General features: G+C 70.5%; 17 protein-coding genes and 2 pseudogenes. 9 read left to right on the top strand and 10 right to left on the bottom strand.

Annotated elements, in window-relative coordinates; genetic code table 11:
• Positions 1 to 65: 65 nt before the first annotated feature.
• Positions 66 to 731, bottom strand: coding sequence for a CBS domain-containing protein (locus ACIHAR_RS07390; RefSeq protein WP_400017670.1), 666 nt, complete (start codon positions 729 to 731; stop codon positions 66 to 68).
• A gap of 501 nt (positions 732 to 1,232) precedes the next feature.
• Positions 1,233 to 1,661 (bottom strand): Lrp/AsnC family transcriptional regulator, encoded by a 429-nt coding sequence (locus tag ACIHAR_RS07395; RefSeq protein ID WP_365453241.1) that lies wholly within the window; start codon positions 1,659 to 1,661, stop codon positions 1,233 to 1,235.
• Positions 1,662 to 1,731: 70 nt separating this feature from the next.
• Between ACIHAR_RS07395 and ACIHAR_RS07400 the strand changes: the two genes are divergently transcribed.
• Positions 1,732 to 2,370: a LysE family transporter gene (locus tag ACIHAR_RS07400; protein WP_400017672.1), complete on the top strand. Its 639-nt coding sequence runs from the start codon at positions 1,732 to 1,734 to the stop codon at positions 2,368 to 2,370.
• 306 nt (positions 2,371 to 2,676) lie between these two features.
• On the opposite strand, the gene ACIHAR_RS07405 is transcribed toward ACIHAR_RS07400, so the two are convergent.
• From ACIHAR_RS07405 to ACIHAR_RS07420, 4 genes are read right to left on the bottom strand one after another with little or no spacing between them, the layout of a single operon-like run.
• Complete coding sequence (locus ACIHAR_RS07405) at positions 2,677 to 4,599, bottom strand: glycogen debranching N-terminal domain-containing protein (protein ID WP_400017674.1); 1,923 nt, start codon at positions 4,597 to 4,599, stop codon at positions 2,677 to 2,679.
• Positions 4,596 to 5,951 (bottom strand): MGH1-like glycoside hydrolase domain-containing protein, encoded by a 1,356-nt coding sequence (locus ACIHAR_RS07410; RefSeq protein WP_400017677.1) that lies wholly within the window; start codon positions 5,949 to 5,951, stop codon positions 4,596 to 4,598. Before ACIHAR_RS07410 ends, ACIHAR_RS07405 begins: the two co-directional genes overlap by 4 nt.
• The gene (locus ACIHAR_RS07415) at positions 5,948 to 6,748 is read right to left on the bottom strand and encodes a sugar phosphate isomerase/epimerase family protein (RefSeq protein WP_400017678.1); all 801 of its coding nucleotides are present in this window, start codon (positions 6,746 to 6,748) and stop codon (positions 5,948 to 5,950) included. The genes ACIHAR_RS07410 and ACIHAR_RS07415 overlap by 4 nt, the downstream gene beginning before the upstream one ends.
• A 19-nt stretch (positions 6,749 to 6,767) precedes the next feature.
• The gene (locus tag ACIHAR_RS07420) at positions 6,768 to 7,814 is read right to left on the bottom strand and encodes a zinc-binding alcohol dehydrogenase (protein ID WP_400017680.1); all 1,047 of its coding nucleotides are present in this window, start codon (positions 7,812 to 7,814) and stop codon (positions 6,768 to 6,770) included.
• A gap of 127 nt (positions 7,815 to 7,941) precedes the next feature.
• Here ACIHAR_RS07420 and ACIHAR_RS07425 point away from each other — a divergent pair, with 127 nt between their 5' ends.
• The 6 genes from ACIHAR_RS07425 to ACIHAR_RS07450 all read left to right on the top strand — a co-directional run bounded on the left by ACIHAR_RS07425 (position 7,942) and on the right by ACIHAR_RS07450 (position 14,341).
• On the top strand, positions 7,942 to 9,348 hold the full coding sequence (locus tag ACIHAR_RS07425) for an ABC transporter substrate-binding protein (protein WP_400017683.1): 1,407 nt from the start codon (positions 7,942 to 7,944) through the stop codon (positions 9,346 to 9,348).
• A 31-nt stretch (positions 9,349 to 9,379) separates the two neighbouring features.
• Complete coding sequence (locus tag ACIHAR_RS07430) at positions 9,380 to 10,402, top strand: carbohydrate ABC transporter permease (protein ID WP_400017685.1); 1,023 nt, start codon at positions 9,380 to 9,382, stop codon at positions 10,400 to 10,402.
• Positions 10,399 to 11,283, top strand: coding sequence for a carbohydrate ABC transporter permease (locus ACIHAR_RS07435; protein WP_365453217.1), 885 nt, complete (start codon positions 10,399 to 10,401; stop codon positions 11,281 to 11,283). The genes ACIHAR_RS07430 and ACIHAR_RS07435 overlap by 4 nt, the downstream gene beginning before the upstream one ends.
• A 4-nt stretch (positions 11,284 to 11,287) precedes the next feature.
• A complete protein-coding gene (locus ACIHAR_RS07440) occupies positions 11,288 to 12,541 on the top strand; it encodes an ROK family protein (protein ID WP_400017688.1) in 1,254 nt (417 codons plus the stop codon).
• Positions 12,538 to 13,431: a Gfo/Idh/MocA family protein gene (locus tag ACIHAR_RS07445; protein WP_400017690.1), complete on the top strand. Its 894-nt coding sequence runs from the start codon at positions 12,538 to 12,540 to the stop codon at positions 13,429 to 13,431. Before ACIHAR_RS07440 ends, ACIHAR_RS07445 begins: the two co-directional genes overlap by 4 nt.
• Before the next feature lie 520 nt (positions 13,432 to 13,951).
• Positions 13,952 to 14,341, top strand: a complete 390-nt coding sequence (locus ACIHAR_RS07450) for a hypothetical protein (RefSeq protein ID WP_365453205.1) — start codon at positions 13,952 to 13,954, stop codon at positions 14,339 to 14,341.
• Positions 14,342 to 15,039: 698 nt separating this feature from the next.
• On the opposite strand, the gene ACIHAR_RS07455 is transcribed toward ACIHAR_RS07450, so the two are convergent.
• The 4 genes and pseudogenes from ACIHAR_RS07455 to ACIHAR_RS07470 form a co-directional block, all read right to left on the bottom strand.
• Positions 15,040 to 15,912 carry a trypsin-like serine protease gene (locus tag ACIHAR_RS07455; protein WP_400017692.1) on the bottom strand — a complete coding sequence of 291 codons (873 nt, stop codon included), beginning with the start codon at positions 15,910 to 15,912 and terminating at the stop codon, positions 15,040 to 15,042.
• Positions 15,913 to 16,269: 357 nt separating this feature from the next.
• Entirely contained in the window at positions 16,270 to 16,923 is a 654-nt protein-coding gene (locus ACIHAR_RS07460; RefSeq protein WP_400017694.1) for a YceI family protein, read from the bottom strand.
• A gap of 405 nt (positions 16,924 to 17,328) precedes the next feature.
• On the bottom strand, positions 17,329 to 17,925 hold the full coding sequence (locus ACIHAR_RS07465; protein ID WP_400017697.1) for a dihydrofolate reductase family protein: 597 nt from the start codon (positions 17,923 to 17,925) through the stop codon (positions 17,329 to 17,331).
• A 652-nt stretch (positions 17,926 to 18,577) separates the two neighbouring features.
• Positions 18,578 to 19,560: pseudogene (locus tag ACIHAR_RS07470) on the bottom strand (IS5 family transposase).
• A 285-nt stretch (positions 19,561 to 19,845) separates the two neighbouring features.
• Between ACIHAR_RS07470 and ACIHAR_RS07475 the strand changes: the two are divergent.
• Together ACIHAR_RS07475 and ACIHAR_RS07480 are read left to right on the top strand one after the other, a co-directional pair.
• Positions 19,846 to 20,181, top strand: coding sequence for a hypothetical protein (locus ACIHAR_RS07475; protein WP_400017699.1), 336 nt, complete (start codon positions 19,846 to 19,848; stop codon positions 20,179 to 20,181).
• A pseudogene (locus ACIHAR_RS07480) lies at positions 20,175 to 20,267 on the top strand (IS5/IS1182 family transposase); the annotation flags it as partial. The gene ACIHAR_RS07475 and the pseudogene ACIHAR_RS07480, both read left to right, overlap by 7 nt.
• Positions 20,268 to 20,572: the final 305 nt, after the last annotated feature.

Genomic DNA, 20,572 nt, shown 5'->3' on the forward strand with positions numbered 1-20,572 from the left:
CTGGCCCGGCACGACCCGACAACCATGGACCCCAGGTACGGCACCCGTGGCGCGGGGGCCCCGCATCAGGGACTCAGGTGGGCCGCTTCGTCGGCGTCGGCCTCGCGTACGGGTCTGAACTCCACGGCCACGACGCCGTCGACGTTGCGGCACAGTTGCTCCAGGACCGGGACCGCGAGTCGGGAGGAGAGCCGTCCGCTGAGGACGACGTGTCCGTGCGTCACGTCGACCTGGACGGACGAGGGGGCCTGACCCAGAGCCTTGACCAGGACCTCCTCGACGATCTCCGTACGGATCGCCTGGTCCTTGCGCAGGAAGACCCGGAGCAGATCGCTCCGGCTCACCACGCCGATCAGCCGCTGGTCGTCGTCGACGACCAGGAGCCGCTTGATGCCGTGCTGGGTCATCACCCGGGCGGCGTCGACGACGCTCCAGTCCGCGCGTGCGCAGATGGCGGGTGACGTCATCAGCCCCGCCGCGTCGGTGGCCAGGGCTTTGGCCGGCCGCAGGCGGACGTTGCGTGCCGCCGCGGCGTCGTCCTGCCCACCCCACATCTTGTGCAGCAGGTCCGCCTCCGAAACCACGCCCACCGGGCGGTCCTCGTCGTCCACCACGGGCACCGCGGTGATGTCGTACTCCTGCAGCAGATGGGCGATCTCCTTGAACGGCGTACCGCCCCGCACGCGCACGACGGCGTCGCTCATCAGGTCGCGGACCTTCAGGTGGTTCATTCGGGCTGTTCCTCTCTCTGACCACCGTTGTCGAAGTAAACGTCCAGCGGCGCCTTGGTGATGCCCCTGACTCCCACAGCCAACTGTGCCGGACCGTCGGTCGACGTGAGGGGAGCGACCGGCCCGCAGGACCACCCCTGGCACGACTGCTCAGCCCTCCGGCAATGAGTGAGCAGCACATACTCACCTCGGCGCCCCGGGCGATCGGACGACTGGCCACTCCGACGGCGAGACCACGGATACGGCCGAACGGCGAGGAAGCCGCCACCCCCCGAGCGTGTCCCCGCACCCCGCACCCCCCTACCCACGGTCTCGGGCGGGGGCGCGGTCACCTCGGCAACTCCGGCAACCCAACCACCCCGACCGCCTCCATCACCCCTAGCACCTCGAGCACCTCGAGCACCTGAGCACCGATTACTCATGTGCCGCCCGAGCCCCCGTGGAACGGTCGTGGACGAGGACGAGAAACCGACCGGAGAACTGAGGTTCTTCCACGGTGCCCTAGCGGGCCGTGCGGAGCGCGATGCGGGTGCTGGACTGGGCGACGCCCGCCTCGCGTTTGAGGCGGCGGAGAAGGGTGTCCAGCGCTGTGGGGTCGGCGGCGTGGGCGCGAACGAGGTAGTCATGGGCGCCGGTGACGTGGACGACCTCGGTGATGCCGGGGAAGCGGCGCACCACGTCCTCGAACTCCTCGTTCGTCGTGTCCAGGCGCAGCGTGACGTCGATGAAGACGACGAGGCCCTGACGGGCTCCTGAGGCCGCCGGGTCTATCAAGGTCGTGAAACCGCGGATGACGCCCTCACGGCGCATCCGCCGTACCCGGTCGGCCGCCGCGTTGGCGCTCAGCCCGACTCGCACACCGAGATCGCGGTACGAGATCCGCGCATCCTCCTGCAGCACGCCGAGGATTTCACTGTCGAGGTCGTCCATGCTGCGATTGTCGCAGTGCCGGCCGGATTCCGGCCGCACGAGTCGCGGGCGGGACCCGATCGTATGCGCCATGAACGAGATGTGGACGATTGCGGTCGCCGGTGCGGTTGCCGGACTGGGTGTGGCGATGCCGCTGGGCGCGATGGGGATCCTGCTGGTCCAGGAGGCCATGCGTGAGCGTCGTCGCGCCGTGGCCGCGGCCGCCGCGGTGGCGGTGGTCGACATGGCCTACGCGGCGGTGGCGACGGCCTTCGGTCCGCTGGTCGCATCCGTTCTGTCGGGGGTCGAGGCCTGGGTGCGGCTGGTGGCGGCGGCCGTGCTGGTGGTGATCGCGTTCCGGGGGTTGTGGGCTTCGACCCGGCCGGTCGGCACCGGCGCGACCACAGCGGTGGGGACGTCGCCTCAGCCCGGCGGCGGGGCCGTGCGGACCTTCACCCGGTTCGCGGCGCTGACCCTCGTGAACCCCACCACCGCGCTGTACTTCGCGGCGCTCACCACAGCCCAGGGCGCCGCCCTCAGCGGGGGCGCGGCAGGGGCGGTGTTCGTGGCGGGGGTGTTCGTCGCGTCGCTCGTATGGCAGCAGGGGCTCGTCGCGGTGAGCGGGCTCGCGGGTGCGCGCATCGGCGCGCGGGCACGGGCCTGGACCTTTCGCGTGGGGTACGGCCTGGTGGCGGTGTACGCCGTCAAGGTCGCCCTTCCGCTGCCGTGAGCCGCACGGCTCGACCCAGGCTCCGACGGCCCCGCACCGTGCCTTCACCTGCGTCGCCGGACGGCGTCCCAGGCAGTGCGGAGCCTGTCGGCGGGGCCGGGCCGCAGAAGGAGAACGGTGCCGCCTCCCGCACGTCTCCCGGTGGGTCGGGCCGGCCGGCCGTGCTGCTCGGACGCGCATCGGAAGGGCTCCGCCGGGTCCGGGCCTGCCGCGACCGGGACCTGGTTCCGTCGTAGCCGCCCGTCGTCTCGTCCTCGGGGCACGCCTCGACCCGCCCGCGAGGGGCCGCCCGATGCCGCCCAGGGTTCAGACCTGCTGCAACGCCGTCCGCAGGGCCAGCGGTGTCGCGGCCGCCCACGCCTGTGGTGAGCAGGCGTGCGGGTAGGGGACCGGGCCGGCCGTCGCAGTGCGGGGGTAGCCGGCGATCACCTCGGGGAGGCGGTAGTCGTGCAGGGCGGCCGCCGCGACGAGGCCCTCGGTGACGGTGTGGACCTCGTCGGCGAGCCCGTAGCGGGCCAGGCCGAGCGCGACGACCGCGTTGTCGTGCGGCCAGGCGCTGCCGCGGTGGTACGACAGCGGGTGGTACGGCTTCTGGCCGGCGGCCAGGGTGCGGATCGCCCAGCCGGAGAAGAAGTCCGGCTCGAGCAGGCGCCCGCCCACCCGGCGGGCCCGATCCTCGTCGAGGATGCCGGACCACAGCAGGTGTCCCGCGTCCGACGCGAGGGCGTCGACCTGGCGGCCGTCGCCGTCCAGGGCGAGGGCGGGGAAGTCGGCGTCCGGCATCCAGAAGTCCGTCAGGAACCGGCCGCGCAGCCGTGCCGCGGTCTCGCGCAGGCGGTGGGCGAGCTGCTCGTCCCGCCAGACGACTTGGGCGAGTTCAGCCGTGCGTACGAGTGCGTCGTATGCGTAGCCCTGCGCTTCCGACACCGCGATCGGGCCCTGCGCCTGGGTGCCGTCGGTGAAGCAGATGGCCCCCGCGGAGTCCTTCCAGTTCTGGTTGACCAGGCCGCCCGGGTCGGGGTGGTAGACGAGGTAGCCGTGCTTGTCCAGGCCGCCGTCGGTGAGCATCCAGTCCACGGCCTGCCGGGCGTGCCGCTCCAGGCGGAGTGCCAGGGTTCGGTCGCCGGTCGCCTCGTGGTGGGCGTGGAGCAGGATCAGGAACAGCGGGGTGGCGTCGACGGCGCCGTAGTACCGGCCGTAGGGGACCTGCCGGAAGTGGGCCAGTTCACCGTGCCGGGTCTCGTGGACGATCCGTCCGGGCTGTTCGCCGCTGAAGGCGTCGTAGCGCTGTCCCTGGGTCGCGGCGAGGGCGCTCAGCGTCGCGGCGGCGGTCCGCGGCCGGTAGGGCAGCAGGAAGTACGACGTCAGCAGCGAGTCACGGCCGAACAGGGTGAGGAACCACGGGATGCCGGCGGCCGGGGCGTACACCTCCTCGCCGTCCACGCCGGTGACCGGGATGGTCAGCAGGTCGACGTCGGCGAGGCCGCGTTCGCAGGTGCGGGTCAGGTCGTCCGTCGCCGTCGCCGCCGCCGTGGCTGTCGTCGGCTGCCGGTGGGGGTGCGGCACCGCCGGGGTCCGGGCGGCCGCGCCGTGCGGGTGGGCGTGGACGGTCAGGTGGAGGTCGGCCTGTCCGTGGCCGTCGAGGTCCAGGTCCCAGGTCAGAGTGTGCGCGGTGGACGGCGGTACGGCGGGTTCGGCGGTCTCGGGTGCCGGCCGGCAGGTGACCGTGGTCCGGGCGTGCCAGTCGTCGCGCCGGTAGTCGAAGCGCAGACCGTCGCCCGTCGGGTGCGCTTCGTACCGCGCGCCGGGTTTGTCGTAGTGCCGGTCGTCGGCGCGCAGTTCGAACAGGTCGGCGAAGTCGGCGTCGATGGTGAGCTCGACGTGGGCGGTCACCGGGTCGGGGCGGTTGCTGACCAGGCGCAGGTGCTCGGTGAACGTTCCGGCGGTGACCGTCTGCCCGCGGAAGACGGTGTAGGGGGGCGGGTTGTCGCGTGTGCCCTGGGGGGTGAGGACGCCGGCGGCGGTGTGGTCCGTCTCCGCCGTCGTCGGCGTCAGGGCCACGGGGCTGGTGCCGTCGACGGTGAGCTGCCAGCGGCTGAGATGACGGGCGTCGCGCAGGAACACTCCGTCGGGTGCGGTGCCGCGGGTGCCGGTGATGGCGCCGTCGGCGCCGAGGCGGGCGAAGGTGGCGTCGCGCACCAGTTGGACGCGGGTGTCGGCCGCGGTCATGGTGTGGGCTCCTCGGGGTCGGCGCTGAGCAGGTCGAGGGTGAGGGCGGCGGTCCAGGAGAAGTGCCGGGTGCCGCGGGCGGCGCCGGTGAGGGGGTCGACGTATTCGGCGAACTCGGAGCGTCCCGCCTCGGTGAGGAAACCCTCGCGCAGGCGTTCGGCGTCCCGCCGGTGCCCGTGGACGCGCAGTCCGCGGTGGATCAGCCAGGCCGTGTTGAACCAGGCCGGGCCGCGCCAGTAGCGCGTGGGGGCGAAGGCGCGGCCGGTCAGGTCGTAGCTGGGGACCAGCCGGGTGCCCGGTGCCGCGAAGTGCGGGCCGCCGAGTGTTTCGCGCAGCCGGCGGACGATGTCCGGCGGCAGGTGCGGGACGACGAGCGGGATCAGGCCGGTGACGCTGCGCTCGTCGACGAGGGTGTCGCTGCCCAGGTCGCGCACGCGGAACAGGCCGGCGTCGTCGTCCCACAGACGGGTCACCAGAGCCTCGGTCAGCTCCTTGGCGCGCGCCGTGTGGGGTGCGGGGTCCGCGCCCAGTTCCTGGGCCATCGCGGCCAGCGCCGATTCGCTGACGATCAGCAGCGCGTTGAAGCAGGGGTCCTCCAGGGCGAAGCCGTGGTGGGCCCTGCCGTCGTCGTAGCCGGCCTCGCGGTAGTCGGTGGCCAGTCGGACGTAGCGGCCGTAGTCGAGGTCGGTGGGACGGTCGGCGGGGTGGCCGTGGTCCAGGTCCGCGCGGTGGAAGGAGTCGGGCGGGATGGGTTCGACGCGTTGCAGGGGCCGGTCCCAGCACGGGCTGTTGTCCATGCCGGGCTCCCAGGGGTGGACGACGGCCGCCAGTCCTGCGCCGCCGAGATCGCGGCGGGTGAGGAGGTAGTCGTGCCAGGCGGCGAGCCGGCGGTGGACGCGGGCCAGGAAGCCGCGCCGCTGGGACTCCTCGGGGTCCGCTTGGTGCACCAGCCAGGCCGCCAGGGCGTGCACCGGTGGCTGGACGATGCCGGACGTCTGCGGGGCCGTGGGAGCGCCCACGGACCGGCCGGCGCGTGAGGACCGCCAGAAGTCGGGGCTCGGGAAGTAGGCGTCGTGCGGCAGGGCGGGGTTGAACAGGATGTGCGGTATGCGCCCGTCGCTCCACTGTCCCGCCAGCAGGGACTCCAGTTCCTGCTGCGCGCGGCGCACCGACAGATGGCGCAGTCCGATGGCGATGAAGGCGGAGTCCCAGCTCCACTGGTGGGGGTAGAGGGTGCGGGAGGGGACGGTGGAGGTGCCGGTCCAGTTGTCGATGAGGACCCGCGCCGCACCGCGCCGCAGTGTCAGGGATGCGGCGGCGGTGGGCGCGGGTCGGTCCAGGAGGGATGTCACGCGCCCGACCTCTTGAGGAAGGCGGGCACGGAACGGACGGCTTCCAGGGGGTCACCGGTGAGGCGGCACTCCAGGGCCAGGTGGCCGTCGTAGCCGATGGTGTGCAGGGCGCCGAGCCATGCGGGCCAGTCGAGGTGTCCGGCGCCGGGCTGGAAGCGGTTGGAGTCGGAGACCTGGGCGTGGCCGATGACGTCGGCGTGGGCGAGGATCGCGGCGGCGGGGTCGGACTCCTCGATGTTCATGTGGTAGCTGTCGATGCCGATCCTCACGGAGTCCAGGCCGACCGCGCGGATGAGGTCGGCGGCCTGTTCGAGCCGGTTGACCATGTGGTCCTCGTACCGGTTGAGCGGCTCCAGGAAGAGGGTGACGCCCTCCTTGCGGGCGTGCTCGCCCAGCTCGGTGAGGCCGCTCAGCAGGACCTCGCGGTCCTCTGCCTCGCTGCGCGGCGGCTCGAAGGGGGGCAGGCGGCGCGAGAACATGCCGTAGGAGGCGGGGGTCTGGGCGCCCAGGCCGCCGATCTCGGCGATCACGGTGAGCTGGGACTTCATCTGGGCGATCGCGTCGCGGCGCAGCTCGGCGTCGAAGGCGCCGAGGAAGTGCAGCATGTCCACGCACACCGTCGGCATCACCACGCCGTCCTTGCGGGCCTGGCGCAGTTCCTCCAGGCGCGAGGCGAAGTGGAGGTCGCCCTTCCCGCGCAGTTCTATGGCGTCGTAGCCGGCCTGCTGGGCGAACTCCCACTTGGCCTGCAGGGTGTCTCCGGGCAGGAGTTGTTCCTGGACCGCGGTCTTGAGCATGGGGGGCCTTTCCGAACTCTCAGAATTCCAGGACGACCTGCAGCGCCTCGGCGGGCCGCTCGTCCAGCAGTACATAGGCGTCGGCGGCGTCGGCGGCGGGGATCACGTGGCTCACCAGGGAGGCGACGTCCACCTGTCCCTCGGCGACGAGCCGCAGGAAGGTCTGCTGGAGGCGCTCGACGCTCCAGCGGTTCGACAGCTGCGGGGGAACCCCCCCGATCTGGGAGCAGATCAGCTGGACGCGGTTGTGGTGGAACTCGTCGCCCAGGCGCAGCCCGACGCCGTCGCCCTGGTAGAAGCCGGACGCCACCACGCGGCCGCCGACGGCGACCGAGCGCAGGGCCTCGTGCAGCGCGGGGTAGGCGCCGCTGATCTCGATGGCGAGGTCCGCGCCGAGTCCGGCGGTGGCCTCGCGGACGCGTTCCGCGACGGCGTCGGTGCGGGCGTTCAGGGTGTGATGTGCGCCATAGCGCTTGGCGGTCTCCAGGCGGCCGTCGAGCGCGTCGACGGCGGTGACGCGGGCGCCGTTGAGCTGGGCGAGGCGGGTGGTGAGCAGGCCGATGACGCCCTGCCCGAAGACGGCGACGTCCTCACCGAGGTGGATGTCGCCGGCCAGGACGGCGTTGTACGCGATGGCCCCGACCCGGGCGAAGGCGCCCGCAAGCGGCTCCAGTCCGGCGGGCAGGGTGTGACCGATCATGCGCTCGGCCGGGACGACGCCCTCACTGCGGTGGCCCCATATGCCCCAGACCAGGTCGCCGGGCCCGGGCAGGCCGGGGGCGTCGGCCAGTTCCGGGGAGACCTCGACGACCTCGCCCACCTCCGAGTAGCCCCAGCCGGCCACCGGGTACTCGATGCCGGCCGCGCCGTCGCGGAACAGCCGTGCCCCGGGATCCCAGGTGCGCGTCAGGTACGGGTTGGTTCCGCGGTAGGCGGTGAGTTCGGTGCCGGCCGAGATGCCCGAGTACCGGGTACGGACGCGGAGGTGTCCGGGCGGTAGATCGGCTCTGACCTGCTCGGCGACCTCCACCTGGCGGGGGCCGGTGAATTGGACGACGCGTTCCACGGAGGGCTCCGGAAGGGTTGCGGTTGGTCGGTTGCGTCGACAATAGCTTCAACTTATGTCTTGTCAACACGCAAAACTAATGCTGTGATGCGTGCCGAGTAGACGTAAGTCGGAACGAGGACATGCAATGCGCACCATGAGCCGGCGGTCGAGAACGATCGCGGTGGGCCTCGCGGCAGCCCTGGGATTCGGGCTGCTCACCAGCTGTTCCAACAGCGGCGCCGGGCCGGGGAAGCCTGACCGCGAGATCACGGTCTGGTCGCAGGAGAACCTGCCGGACCGCATCGCGGTACAGCAAAAAATAATCGATGGATTTAAGAAGAAAACGGGCATAAAGGTACATCTCGTCGGAGTCGACGAGGGACAGATGCCTCAGCTGATCATGTCAGCGGCGGCCTCCGGCACGCTCCCCGACGTCATCGGCGCGGCCCCCATGGGCCAGGTCTGGCAGATGTACACCAACGGCCTGCTCAACACGGGCATTCCGAAGCAGATCATCGGCGAGCTGGGGCGCGCCACCTTCAACGCCAACGCCCTGGACCTGACCTCCGACGGGAACACCAGCCTCGGGGTGCCCTCCGACGCCTGGCTCCAGCTGCTGGTCTACCGCAAGGACCAGTTCGACGAGAAGCGCCTGGCCGCCCCCGACACCTACGACCGGACCCTGGCCGCCGCCAAGGCGCTGACCACCAAGGGCCGCGACGGGATATCGGCCGCCACCGACCCCGGTGACGTCTTCACGTCGCAGAGCTTCGAGAGCCTGGCCCTGGCCAACGACTGCCAACTCGTCGACAGCCGGCAAGAGGTCGCCCTCGAATCCGCGCAGTGCGAGACCGCGTTCACGACCTACGACGAACTCGCGCGCACCTACGGCGCCCCGGGCACCCAGACCGTGGACTCCACCCGCGCCACCTACTTCGCGGGCCGCTCCTCGATGATCATCTGGTCCTCGTTCCTGCTCGACGAGCTCGCCGGTCTGCGCAAGGACGCCCTGCCCAGCTGCCCCGAGTGCCGCAAGGACCCGCAGTACCTGTCGTCCAACAGCGGCATCGTGACGGCGATGAAGGGCCCCGACGCCACCGAGGCGGCGCAGTTCGGCGAGATCACCTCGTGGGTGACGACCAAGACCGCCGAGACCGCCGCCTCCCGCGAGTTCATCGAGTACATGATGGGCTCCGGCTACGAGTCCTGGTTCCAGATGGCGCCCGAGGGCAAGATCCCGGTCCGGCACGGCACGGCCGAGGCGCCCGACCGCTACATCGACGCCTGGCGGCACAGCGAGATCGGCGTCGACACCAAGAAGCCCTTCGATCAGGTCTACCCCGCGAGCCTGCTCAACCAGCTCGCCGACGGCGTCAGCAACATGCGGCGCTGGGGCATCACCCAGGGCGAGGGAGCCCTCGTCGGCGCCACCAACGGTGAACTGCCCCTGCCCAAGGCCATCGGCGCCATGACCAGCGGCCAGATCTCACCCTCCGAGGCGGCACGCGAAGCCGACGACGAGGTCGCCGCCCTGAAGAAGTCCCTGCAGTAGCCGCCCGCATGCACGTCACGAAAGACGCCACATGACTACAGCTCCAGCCGGCGCGCCGCAGCGCCGGGACACCAGCCCCGAGCAGCCACAGCGGCCCACGCCGTCCCGGGGCAAGCGCCCGATGACCGCCAGCCGCCGCGCCAACCGCGCGGGCCTCGCGTTCGTCTCGCCCACCTTCATCGTGGTCCTCGTGGTGGTCCTCCTGCCCATCCTGTGGACCATCCTGCTGGCGTTCCAGGACGCCAAGCTCGTCGACATCCAGGGCATGGGCCTGTTCGGCAACTGGTCCCTGGACAACTTCACCCAGGTCCTCGACTCGGCCGGCTTCTGGTCCAGCCTCAGTACCACCCTGCTCTACACCGCGGGCTCCACCCTCGGCTCCATCGCCCTCGGGCTCATCGCCGCCCTCGCGCTGCGCAAGCCGTTCCGCGGCCGCGGTCTGCTGCGCGCCGCGATGCTGCTGCCCTACGTCGCCCCGGTCGTGGCCGTGGCCTTCGTCTGGGAGGTCGCGCTCAGCCCGCAGTACGGCGTCGTCAACGACTGGGGCCGCCGCCTGTTCGGCTGGGACGACCCCATCGCCTTCCTCTCCACCCGCGAGTACGAAGTGCACCTGCTGGGCCTGCACTTCGACATACCGCTGGCCCTGCTCACCGTCATCGCCTTCGAGTGCTGGCGCTACTTCCCCTTCGCCTTCCTGTTCATCCTCGCCCGCCTCCAGGCGGTCCCCGACGGCCTGGAGGAGGCCGCCCTCGTGGACGGCGCCACCATCAGCCAGCGCTTCCGCCACGTCCTGCTGCCCCAGCTGATGCCGGTCATCGCCCTGCTGTGCGTGCTCAGGTTCATCCTGACCTTCAACAAGTTCGACGACATCTACCTGCTGACCGGCGGCGGTTCGGGCACCGACGTGGCCGCCATCCGGGTCTACGACTTCCTCACCGCCCGCTACGACGTGGGCGCCGCCGCCGCACAGGCGCTGGTCCTGGCCGTGTCGCTGATGATCCTGCTGGGCCTCTACTTCAAGTTCTTCGGCAACAAGGTCCAGGAGGAATCGTGACCCGCAAGGCCGCTCTCAGCCGGGCCCAGTTCGAGGACAGACTCTTCGGCGTCCTGCGCTGGATCGTCATCGCGTTTCTCGCGGTGATCACCCTGCTGCCCTTCTACTACATGCTGCTGCTGTCGCTGAAGCCCATCGACGCGCTGCTGCTCGACCCGGGATCCCTGTGGCTCTCCGCCAAGGACCTCACCCTGGACACCTACCGGGAGGTGCTGCGCTCCACCGACGCCGGCGGCCAGGGCTTCCTGAAGTTCCTGCTCAACTCGGCGCTCGTCTCGCTCGGTACGGTCGTGCTGACCCTGCTGGCCGCCGTGCCCGGCGCGTACGCGGTGAGCCGGCTGAAGTTCTTCGGCCACCGCCAGGTCAACGCGCTCTTCCTGGCCGTCTACATGTTCCCCGCGACCCTGCTGGCCGTCCCGCTGTTCGTCATCTTCGCCAAGATGGGACTGTCGTCCAGCCTGGTCGGGCTCGCCATCGTCTACGTCGCCCAGACCGTGCCGGTGTCGATCTACATGCTGCGCAACTACCTGATCACCATCCCCTACTCCATCGAGGAGGCCGCGGCCCTGGACGGCGCCACCCGGCTCCAGACCGTCCGCAAGGTGATCCTGCCGCTCGCCCTGCCCTCCCTCATGGCGACCGGCCTGTACATCTTCATGATCGCCTGGAACGAGTTCCTGTTCGCACTGCTGTTCCTGGCCGCCGAACCGGGCAAGTGGACGGTCTCCCTCGGCCTTGCCCAGCTCTCCAACGGCATCGAGGTCTCCAAGACCGTCCTCATGGCCGGGTCCGTGGTCCTGACGATCCCCGTGGTACTCCTGTTCTTCGCCGCCGAACGCCTCCTCACCGAAGGCCTGACCAGCGGTGCCGACAAGAGCTGACGCCATGGGGGAGTACCGGATGACGCCGAACCAGGTCAGCGCGGGAGAACTGCTGCAACTGATCCGCAGTGGCCGCGCCAACACCCGCACCGACCTGCAACGCGCCACCGGTCTGTCACGCTCCACGATCGGACAGCGCCTCGACGTCCTCAACCGCGCGGGGTGGCTGCGGCACACCACCGGCACGTCCACCGGCGGCCGCCCCTCGCACCGCATCGTGTTCGACCCGGCCCACGCGTCGGTGATCGCGGTCGACCTGGAAACCCGACACGCCCGCATCGCCGTCCTGGACCTGGCCGGCACGATCCTGGCCGAGCACACCGCCCCCCTGGACATCGTCCTCGGCCCGGACCCGGTACTGGACCGACTCGCCTCCTGGTTCCCGGACCTGATCGCCGCCGCCGGCGTCGACCCCACCCGGATCGTCGGCATCGGGCTGTCCGTACCGGGACCCGTGGACTGGGAGACGGGCAGGGTGATCGACCCCCCGATCATGCCCGGATGGGACCGGTACCCCATCCGCGAACGCCTCCAGAAGGCCTACGCCGACCATGTCGGCCCCAGCATGGAGGACGGCCCCGTGCCGGTCTTCGTCGACAACGACGCCAACCTCATGGCCCTGGCCGAGCACCAGGCCAGCCACCAGGACTGCTCCGCCTTCGTCCTGGTCAAGGTCTCCACCGGCATCGGCGCGGGAGTCGTCGTCGGCAACAACCTCTACCGGGGCATCGACGGAGGCGCCGGCGACATCGGCCACATCCGCCTGCACGACCGGCCCGACGCCCTGTGCATGTGCGGCTCCTACGGCTGCCTGGCCGCCGTCGCCAGCGGCCGGGCCCTCGCCAAGGAACTGTCCGCCCTCGGCTACGACACCACCTCGGGTTCCGACGTCGGACGCCTCCTCGGCGAGGGCCATCCGGACGCCATCCGCCTCGCCCGCGAGGCCGGCCGACGGGTGGGCGAGGTCCTCGTCACCGTCGTCACCCTGCTCAACCCCGGGGTGCTGATGCTGGCCGGAGACCTGTCCGGCGTGCCGTTCATGACCGGCGTCCGCGAACTGCTCTACCAGCGCGCCATGCCCCGCACCACCGCGAATCTGCAGATCGTCACCTCACGCCTCGGCGACCACGCCGGTCTGATCGGAGCCGCGGCCATGGTCGTCACATGCCTCTACTCACCGGCCCGCGCCGACGCCCGCCTCAACCGCCTCATGCTCTCCGACCATGCGGGCCGACCCGCGCAGACAGGAACACCGTGACCAGCACACCCGCTCCCTGGACCCACCAGCCCGTCGAGGTCGGGCTCGTGGGCGCCGGCCCCTGGGCCCGCGCCATGCACGCCCGCATGCTGGCCGCCGGCCCGGAGACCCGGCTCGCCGCCGTCTGGGCCCGCCGCCCCGAAGCCGCCCAGCAGACCGCGGCACCCTACGGGGCGCACGTCGCCGCGAGCTTCGACGACCTGCTCGACCGCTGCGAGGCCGTCGCCTTCGCCGTGCCGCCCGCCGTCCAGGCCGAACTCGCGCCGCTCGCCGCCAAGCAGGGCAAGGCCGTCCTGCTGGAAAAACCCCTCGGGCCCGACCTGACCGCGGCACAACGCGTCGCGGACGCCGTGGCCGACGCCGGCGTGGTCTCCCAGCTCGTCCTCACCAAGCGCTACCACCCCACCACCCGGGCCTTCCTCGACACCGCCCGCACGGTCGACGTGACCGGCGCCCGCTCCTGCTACCTCCACGGCGCCTTCCTCGGCGGCGACTTCGCCACCGGCTGGCGCCTGGAGCACGGAGCGCTGCTCGACCTCGGCCCGCACCTCCTCGACCTCCTCGACGCGGCGGTCGGCCCGATCACCCACATCCGCGGCGCCGGAGACCCGCGCCGCTGGATCGAGCTGACCTGCGAGCACGCCAACGGTGCCGTCAGCCAGGCATCGCTGTCCGGAGCGGTCGACGTACCGCGCGTGCTGACCCGCGTCGAGCTGTTCGGCGCCCGGACACCGGTGGTCTACGACACGGCCGAACTCGACCACGAGGAGTGCTGGCCGATCCTCCGCCACGACTTCGCCACCGCGGTGCGCACCCGCACCCCGACCGAAGTCGACGCCCGCCGGGGCCTGTACCTGCAGACCCTCATCGAGCAGGCCCGACCGGAGTAACCACACAGGACAGGCTGCGGGATCCTCACAGAGGTGGGCCGGCCAGGTGCAGGCCGGGGCGGTCGCGGGTGCGGACGGCCAGGGCCGCGACATCGTCCTCGGCGTGCCGGGCGTCGAGGCCCTCCGTCGCCGCCCACCAGGACACCGCCTCCCGAGGGGAGGAAGCGCGTGGCCAGGTCCCGATTCGGGTGCGGTCGCCCCGGCTCGGCGAGCAGCGCCCGTTGGAGGTTCATCGCCGTGTCGCGCACCTCGGCGTACGTTCGGGCGTGCCCCACATGGACGGCGGCCAGCCGCGCCGCGAAGTGCACCGCGGCCGCGTCGTCGTGCGTGAAGGGGAGCCGAGCGCCTAGCACGAGAGCGATACCGTACAGGCGGCCTCGGTGGATGAGCGGCACCGTCACGACGTAAGGGGGTCCGCCCGGCCCCTGCCCCGGCCCGGAGCGCGGCCGTGCCCGTGGCCGTGTGGCAGGAGGGCCGGTCCGTGGCAGCGTCCGGCGCGGCCTCGCCATACTCTGGATGCATGCCTGCGGGCAGCCGCTTCCACCTGGATCATGACGGCCACTCCGTCACGGTCCAGCTTTCAGGTGTCGACGGCTCGATCGAGGTACTGGTCGACGGGAAGGTCGTCTCCCGAGGCAGCGCCTCACGGGCGGGCAAAACCGTCCTGGACGCCGAACTTCCAGGGGACCCGCCGCGTCCACTGGGCATCACCCTGGGTGACACGGGCGGCGTGTTCCTGTGCGTGGTGGAGATCGGCGGGGCGCGCTACGTCATGCCCCGCGTGCCGCTGTTCCCCGAGCGGCCGCACACGTGGCGGACACCGCCGCATCCCTCCCGGCGCATGCACAGGACGCTGCGGCGTGCGGTACGCCGAGTCATGGGCGCCGGCCGCACCCGCCGCCGTCGCTGACATGAGCCCCAGGCGTAGGAATCGAGCCTTCGGCCTCGACCCCGGCCCGTCGAACCAGGACCCCGGCCCCAGCACGGTGGTCGACCTTTCCAGTCTCGCTCACCCCGCCGCGTACGGCGTCCGGGCCGACCCGGCGCCGACCGGGTTCCGCCACGTAGCCTCGGTCGCGCTGTTCTCGCGCCCCAAGACCCCGAGACCGCGAGACCCCGAGGCAGGCCACGACGACCTGCACGAGCGATGCTGCTCGGTCCGGACCCCGCAACTCCTCGCAGTTAGTCAGCGATTCACCCCATGGTTCCCCATGTTTCTCTGCGTGTTTCCCATAGTTCCCGCGTCGGCATGTGCCGACCGAGCAGCGGTACTTCGGCCAGCGTGCGGGTGCCGTCCCGCTCGCCGTGGACCTTCATGGAGTCGCAGGGGGAGCCCGCCACCACCTTCCCGCCCAGCCGCCTGATCGGATCAGGTTGAGCCAGGTGGCGCCGCCCGTCGCCCGAAGCAGCACTTCGGGTCGGGCCGCGCGGACACCGACGGCACGGGGACGACGACCCACATGCCGTCCACGGAGGCGACCAGCAGCGCGGCGATCCCCACGTGCGGCCTACGGGCCCGCCGCGGACGGCTCGTTGGAGCCGCAGCCGGCGGCGGACCCGGCAGCGCGGTAAGGCGCTGCGGAGGCGGCACGCTCTGCCCGGCGAGCGCTACGGCAGCTTGACGAACGGCGCCAGGAAGGCGCGGGCGCCCGGGGCGTCCAGACGGTACGCCACGTTCGTCGCGTAGCACGGGCCGTCGCCGGTGATCGTGGTGGCCGCGAGCACATTGCGGCCGCCGATCACGGCGAAGTTGGGGCCGCCGGAGTCGCCGTAGCAGGCGCCGCCGTTGCCCTGGGGTTCGGTCATCGCCAGGCGCACCCACGCGTCGTTGAGGGCGTCGAAGGTGACAGGCGCCTTCATCCGGACCCCGCCACCGGGGTGGGTCTGGCCGCCGGGGCCGCGCTGGGCCTCCTGGGTGCCGTACCCGGCGACGACCCAGTCGGTGGAGTTCAGCGCCTGCGGGCCGAGCGCGCCGAGCTGGTCGGCGGTGGGCAGCGTGGCCGGGGTGAAGGTCCAGCGGGCCTTGACCTTGGTCGCGGGCAGCTCGATCACCGAGATGTCGTGCGAGTCGGACGCGGGCCCCGGGTAACCAGGATGGCTGTGGGCGGTGCCCTGAACGGCGACGGCGCCCGCCTGCGCGGCCGGATCGCCGGGGTACTTCTTCGCGGCGGCGTCGAGGCCGCCCTGCACGTCCTGGTCCAGGGACACGTAGAACTTCACGTTGCCGGGCCAGCCGGTGGTGCAGTGCGCGGCAGTCAGGAACGTGTCCGCGTCGATCATGGTTCCGGAGCAGACCCAGTCGACCCGGTCGGGTGTCGTGGGGTCGCCGTCGTCGTCCCAGGTCGCCACGAGCGCGCCGACCTCGGTGCGCTCGGGTGCGGGTGTCGCGTTGTACGAGTTGATGGCCGAGGACGGCAGTGCGGTGGCCAGCACGGCGGCACAGGCTGCGGCGGTGACGGCAAAGGCGCGTGGGGCGGTCAAGAGAAACCCTTCTACCGAGGGGACGGGGTGTTCTCCTGTGGGGGGAGCAGCGCCAGTGAAGCGCCTGGGGGCGGCCGCGACAAGAGCACACCCGCCCTTCCAGGGTTTTCCCTCGGTAAGGGGCGTGGGTGGCCGGCCCGGCGCGCGATGCGGTCGCCGTCACAGGGCTCGACGTCCCACAGCAAAGTCCCGAACGAAGTTGCAGTTCTGGCGGTAGACGACGTTGCCGGCGCGGAGTCGCTGCCGCGGCGACCGCGCAGTTCGACGTAGTCGCCGGGCTCGAGCTTGTTGCCGGCGGTGCAGTGAGAATGATGGTGGTCCGCAGGATGCCCCTGGCGAAAACCTCCACCGGAGCAGCTAAGAAGCGGCCCGGATCGCGGAGATGTCGAACTGCAACCGGACCTTCTCGCTCACCATGGCGCCGCCGGCCTCGAGGCGCTGGTTGTAGACCAGACCCCACTCGGTGCGGTCGATGGTGGTGGTGCCGTCGAAGCCGACTCGCTCGCACCCGAACGGATCCAAAACCGAGCCGAGGTAGTCGAGTTGCAGGTCGACGGACCGCGTAACGCCACGGATGGTCAGGTCCCCCGTCATACGGAAGCTTTCCCCGCCCTCGTGAACGGCGGCGGTGCTGCGGAACACCATCTCCGGGTAGCGCTGCACGTCGAAGAAGTCGCGGCCGACGAGGTGTGCGTCCCGTTGTTCCACGCCTGTGTCGATGCTGGCGACCCGGATGACGAGGCCAGCCCGCGACTCGGAGGGCCGCGCTCCATCGAAGTACAGCGTGCTGTCGTAGTCGGCGAAAGCCCCCCGAACCGTCGTCACCATCGCGTGCCGCACGGAGAATCCGATGCGGCTGTGCGGGCGGTCGATGGTCCATCGCCCGGTCAGCGTTCGCAGTGCCGGGTCCAGCACGACACCGGTCCTCGAGGCACCCGCGGTGGGCGTGCCGGTACCGACAGTCGGCGTCGGCTCGCTGATGGCTGTCTGGCGGCGGCTGAAGATACCCATGACGTCGTAAGCCCTTTCTCTCTGATCACCTCGTGCTATCACGGAGTTGACAGGTCCTACACAACGAGATGGGTGGCCTCGTCCGGGTTCCATGCTGTCGACTGCAAAGCTGCACAAGATCGACATGAGGTGGCCCCGGTCGACCGGCATGGCCGTTCGAGTTGGTCGACGGCTTCGATGCAACGGCTGTTGCGGTCGGGCGCGTGGCTGAGGGGGATGCCGGGGGTGTGCAGTGCGTTGCGGGCGCGTCGGTCGTAGATGGCCACGCGGGTGGGATGCGGCTGCTGTGAGGACGGCGGAAGCGCCGTCCGGGCTGCACATGGTCGAGCGGACCCATGTCCGAGGCCACCTGCGGCCCGGCGGAAAACGTCGCTGCCCACACAAAATCAATGATCAGACACCGCCTCAGCGTGCCAGGCGGTAGCGGAGGTAGACGACTCTCGAGTTGAAGGTGCGGGTCTCGACGAGTTCGAGATCCACCCGGCGCTCGCGCTGGGGGAAGAACGGAATGCCACCGCCGACCAGCACCGGGTAGACCCTGGCCCGGTACTCGTCGATCAAACCCAACGCGGCCGCATCGGCGGCGAGCGTGGCGCCGCCGATCGCGATGTTGCCTTGCCCCGGCTCGACTCGCAACCGCTCGATCTCCTCCGCCAGGCCGCCGGAGGCCAGGCGGGCATTGCCCTGCACCGCCGACAGCGTGGTGGAGAACACCACCTTCGGGAGCCGCTTCCAGGTCGCGGCAAAGTCGATCCAGTCGTGAATCCCGATCTTGAGTCGTTGGCGCATGGAGTCGTCGAGCGGTGGTTCCTGGTCGGCGGTCTCCCAGTACAGCATCGCCTCATACAGCCGTCGTCCCAACAGGTGGACGCCGACCTCTCGCACCTCGTCGGTGGCGAAGCGAAAAACCTCCTCGTCGGGCACCGTCCAGCCGAAGTCGCCGTCCGGCCCGACGATGTAGCCGTCAAGTGAGACGCTCATCGAATAGGTCACGCTGCGCATCAGAGTCCTCCTCGGCAACGGGTTCGACAGTACGACCGCCGGACGCCGCAGGACTCATCGCGGCTCGCCGGATTCTGCGCCGAGTCACCTCAAGAGATCATTACGTCGAGAAACATCACTCGGCCAAGACGGACGGCGGCGAAGAAGACGACTGAGCGGCGACGGCGTATCGCCTGACTCACCGTCCAGAAAGCCGAGTTCCGAGTCCGGCCGACAGCGGCCGCACGCGAGGACGCCTTCGACTGTCGCCTGGGCGCGTGCCGCCGGTCGATGCCGCGCGGCCGCTTGCCTGCCATGTGGCAGTAGCCCTCCAATGGGCGCCGCGATCGAGGGGGAATGATGAACGGGACCCGGTGGCTCATGCAGGGCGACACCCGGATCGGCGAACTACGCCAGTACGCAGTTGACCAACCCGTGTTTCTCTGCCACTTCGTCCCCGGCCCGCGCTGGGTAGCAGTCCGCAGCCGGTTCGAGAACTGGGCGGCTCTGAACGGCCCGATCCCGACGGGACTCGGCACATGCAAGTCATCGAGCCCATCATGGACCTCGGACTCACGCTGGTCGCCGATGACGACGGCCAGCCGATGGCCTTGTTCCCGAATGCATCGTCCGTATCGACGGAGACACCGCTAGGGGCTGTCTCCAGTTGTGTTCATTGGGTCTTCAGGAGGCTGCTGATCCAGATGGTCGCTGCGCGGAGATGGAGTCCGGCGAGGTAGCTGGCGGGCGTCTTGTCGTAGCGGGTCGCGATACCGCGCCAGTCCTTCATCCTGTTGATGGCACGCTCGACCGTGCCGCGGTCGCGGTAGAGATCGGCGTTGTGGGTGACGGGCCTGCCGCCCCGGCTGCCCTTCTTCCTGCGGTTGGCGGCTTGGTCCTTCTTCTCCGGGATGACCGCCTTGATGCGGCGCTTGCGCAGGTGGGCTCGGTTGGCTCGGGAGGAGTAGGCCTTATCGCCGGCCACGGCGGCGGGCCGGGTGCGGGGACGGCCGATGGGCACACGCACCCGCACCTTGCTCAGGACCGGGATGAAGTGGGGGCTGTCGGCGGCCTGTCCGGCGGTCAGAAGGAGTGCCATCGGCCGACAGCGCCGGTCGGCGGCCAGGTGGATCTTGCTGGTCAGCCCGCCGCGGGACCGCCCGAGGAGGGCGGCCTTCAGTCGGGCCCGCCGTCGTAAGCGGATGCGTCGGCGTTCGGCGCGGGCCGGGTCGCTTTCGCCGTCCTGCCCGTCTTGTCCCTTCGACGCTCCCCTTTTTGCGAGGCTGCCTCCTCGAGTGCGGCCAGGGTCTGTTCGCTGACCCGCATGCCGACGGCGTCGTGATGGGCTCGCGTGGTGGTGGAGTCCACGCTGACCAGGGACATGTCGATCTCGTCCCGTCGGGCGGCTTCGGTGATCGCCTCGTCCAGCAGGACCTGGAAGACTCCCGCGTCCCGCCATCGCATGAAGCGGTTGTAGACGGTCTGCCAGGCGCCGAACCGCTCGGGCATCTCCCTCCACTGGCTGCCGGTGCGGAACCGCCAGATCACCCCTTCGAACTGCTCACGCAGCCGCTCGGGGTACGGGCCGAACCTGCCGACTGGCAGGAACGGCCCGATGAACTCCCACTCTTCGTCCGTGAGTTGCGCACGCGTCACACCACAGTCCTACCGGACCGGCACCCACCCCCGAGCTTGATCACAACAAGAGACAGTCCCTAGCCTGCGCTACTGACCGGGCGAAGCCCACGGAGCATGAAGAACAAGTCAAGGGCTGTCCCGGAACGCGGTGCCGGGCTGTCACGCCACTACCCCCAGGGTGGGGGCGCCAGCAGTGGATCTTGACGCTTGCGTTCGACGCTCGCCGCGGGAAGAGTTTGATCCGACGGGCGCCCTTCGGGGCGATGTCCTGCGAGCCGGGGCAGGGGCAGAGGTATGTGCGTGATGTCAGGTTTCCCTGACATCGCGGTGCGCTCCGGCCTGGTCGACCTCCTGGTCGTTGCCGCGGAACTGTCTCAACCTGTTGATGTGGACAACGAAGGCCAGGTCCTGCTGCTCGGCAACGACTGCGATCACCCGGAACGCGAAGGGTGCAGGGCGGCCTTCGCCGCACATGCTTCTGCGCTGCGTGCGTTGTTGGAGGACGAGGCTCTTCCGGACGGACTGATCAGGGCGGACGACCGCGAGTGCCTGCTCAAGACTGTTGAACCGCAGAGGCACCCCTCCTCCTATGAGGTGGTCTCACGTGGTGAAGCTCCGCTGCGATGGTCACCCGCATGAAGAGCTGGACGATCCTCCGCGACAGCCGACTGAAAGGCGACGGCGTCCATCACGCCATGCTCGGCATCGCCCGCCTGCACAACCTCATCCCCCGCCCGGTGAGCGAGCACGTCACACATCAGGCCAGCGCCTCCAGGCCCACTCGAAGATCATTGCGGGACTGGGGCGGCCAGCCGCTCGTCAGAGCGGCAGGCCGTCGAAGGGGCGTCCGCGGTCGGTGGGACGTTGCGGAGGGGACCAGAAATCTACGAATCACTGCGTCCAGTGCGCTGCTGCAGGCGGAAGTAGTGGTTAAGGGTTCGGGCCACGTGCCCGTTCGAGCGCCTGCCGATACGAGGGATACGGGAGGCGGCGCGCTCCTGGGCCCTGCACGGCGGTGTCGGGGCCCAGT

Origin of the sequence: Streptomyces sp. NPDC052016 (assembly GCF_044548445.1) — a bacterium.
Taxonomy (GTDB): Bacteria; Actinomycetota; Actinomycetes; order Streptomycetales; family Streptomycetaceae; genus Streptomyces.

Bases quoted from the DNA above. Each gene is read 5' to 3' on its own strand.
- ACIHAR_RS07400 (WP_400017672.1), top strand. From the start codon at position 1,732: ATGAACGAGATGTGGACGATTGCGGTCGCCGGTGCGGTTGCCGGACTG.
- ACIHAR_RS07405 (WP_400017674.1), bottom strand. From the start codon at position 4,599: ATGACCGCGGCCGACACCCGCGTCCAACTGGTGCGCGACGCCACCTTC.
- ACIHAR_RS07390 (WP_400017670.1), bottom strand. From the start codon at position 731: ATGAACCACCTGAAGGTCCGCGACCTGATGAGCGACGCCGTCGTGCGC.
- ACIHAR_RS07415 (WP_400017678.1), bottom strand. From the start codon at position 6,748: ATGCTCAAGACCGCGGTCCAGGAACAACTCCTGCCCGGAGACACCCTG.
- ACIHAR_RS07425 (WP_400017683.1), top strand. From the start codon at position 7,942: ATGCGCACCATGAGCCGGCGGTCGAGAACGATCGCGGTGGGCCTCGCG.
- ACIHAR_RS07475 (WP_400017699.1), top strand. From the start codon at position 19,846: ATGTCAGGTTTCCCTGACATCGCGGTGCGCTCCGGCCTGGTCGACCTC.
- ACIHAR_RS07460 (WP_400017694.1), bottom strand. From the start codon at position 16,923: ATGGGTATCTTCAGCCGCCGCCAGACAGCCATCAGCGAGCCGACGCCG.
- ACIHAR_RS07465 (WP_400017697.1), bottom strand. From the start codon at position 17,925: ATGCGCAGCGTGACCTATTCGATGAGCGTCTCACTTGACGGCTACATC.
- ACIHAR_RS07430 (WP_400017685.1), top strand. From the start codon at position 9,380: ATGACTACAGCTCCAGCCGGCGCGCCGCAGCGCCGGGACACCAGCCCC.
- ACIHAR_RS07395 (WP_365453241.1), bottom strand. From the start codon at position 1,661: ATGGACGACCTCGACAGTGAAATCCTCGGCGTGCTGCAGGAGGATGCG.
- ACIHAR_RS07440 (WP_400017688.1), top strand. From the start codon at position 11,288: ATGGGGGAGTACCGGATGACGCCGAACCAGGTCAGCGCGGGAGAACTG.
- ACIHAR_RS07450 (WP_365453205.1), top strand. From the start codon at position 13,952: ATGCCTGCGGGCAGCCGCTTCCACCTGGATCATGACGGCCACTCCGTC.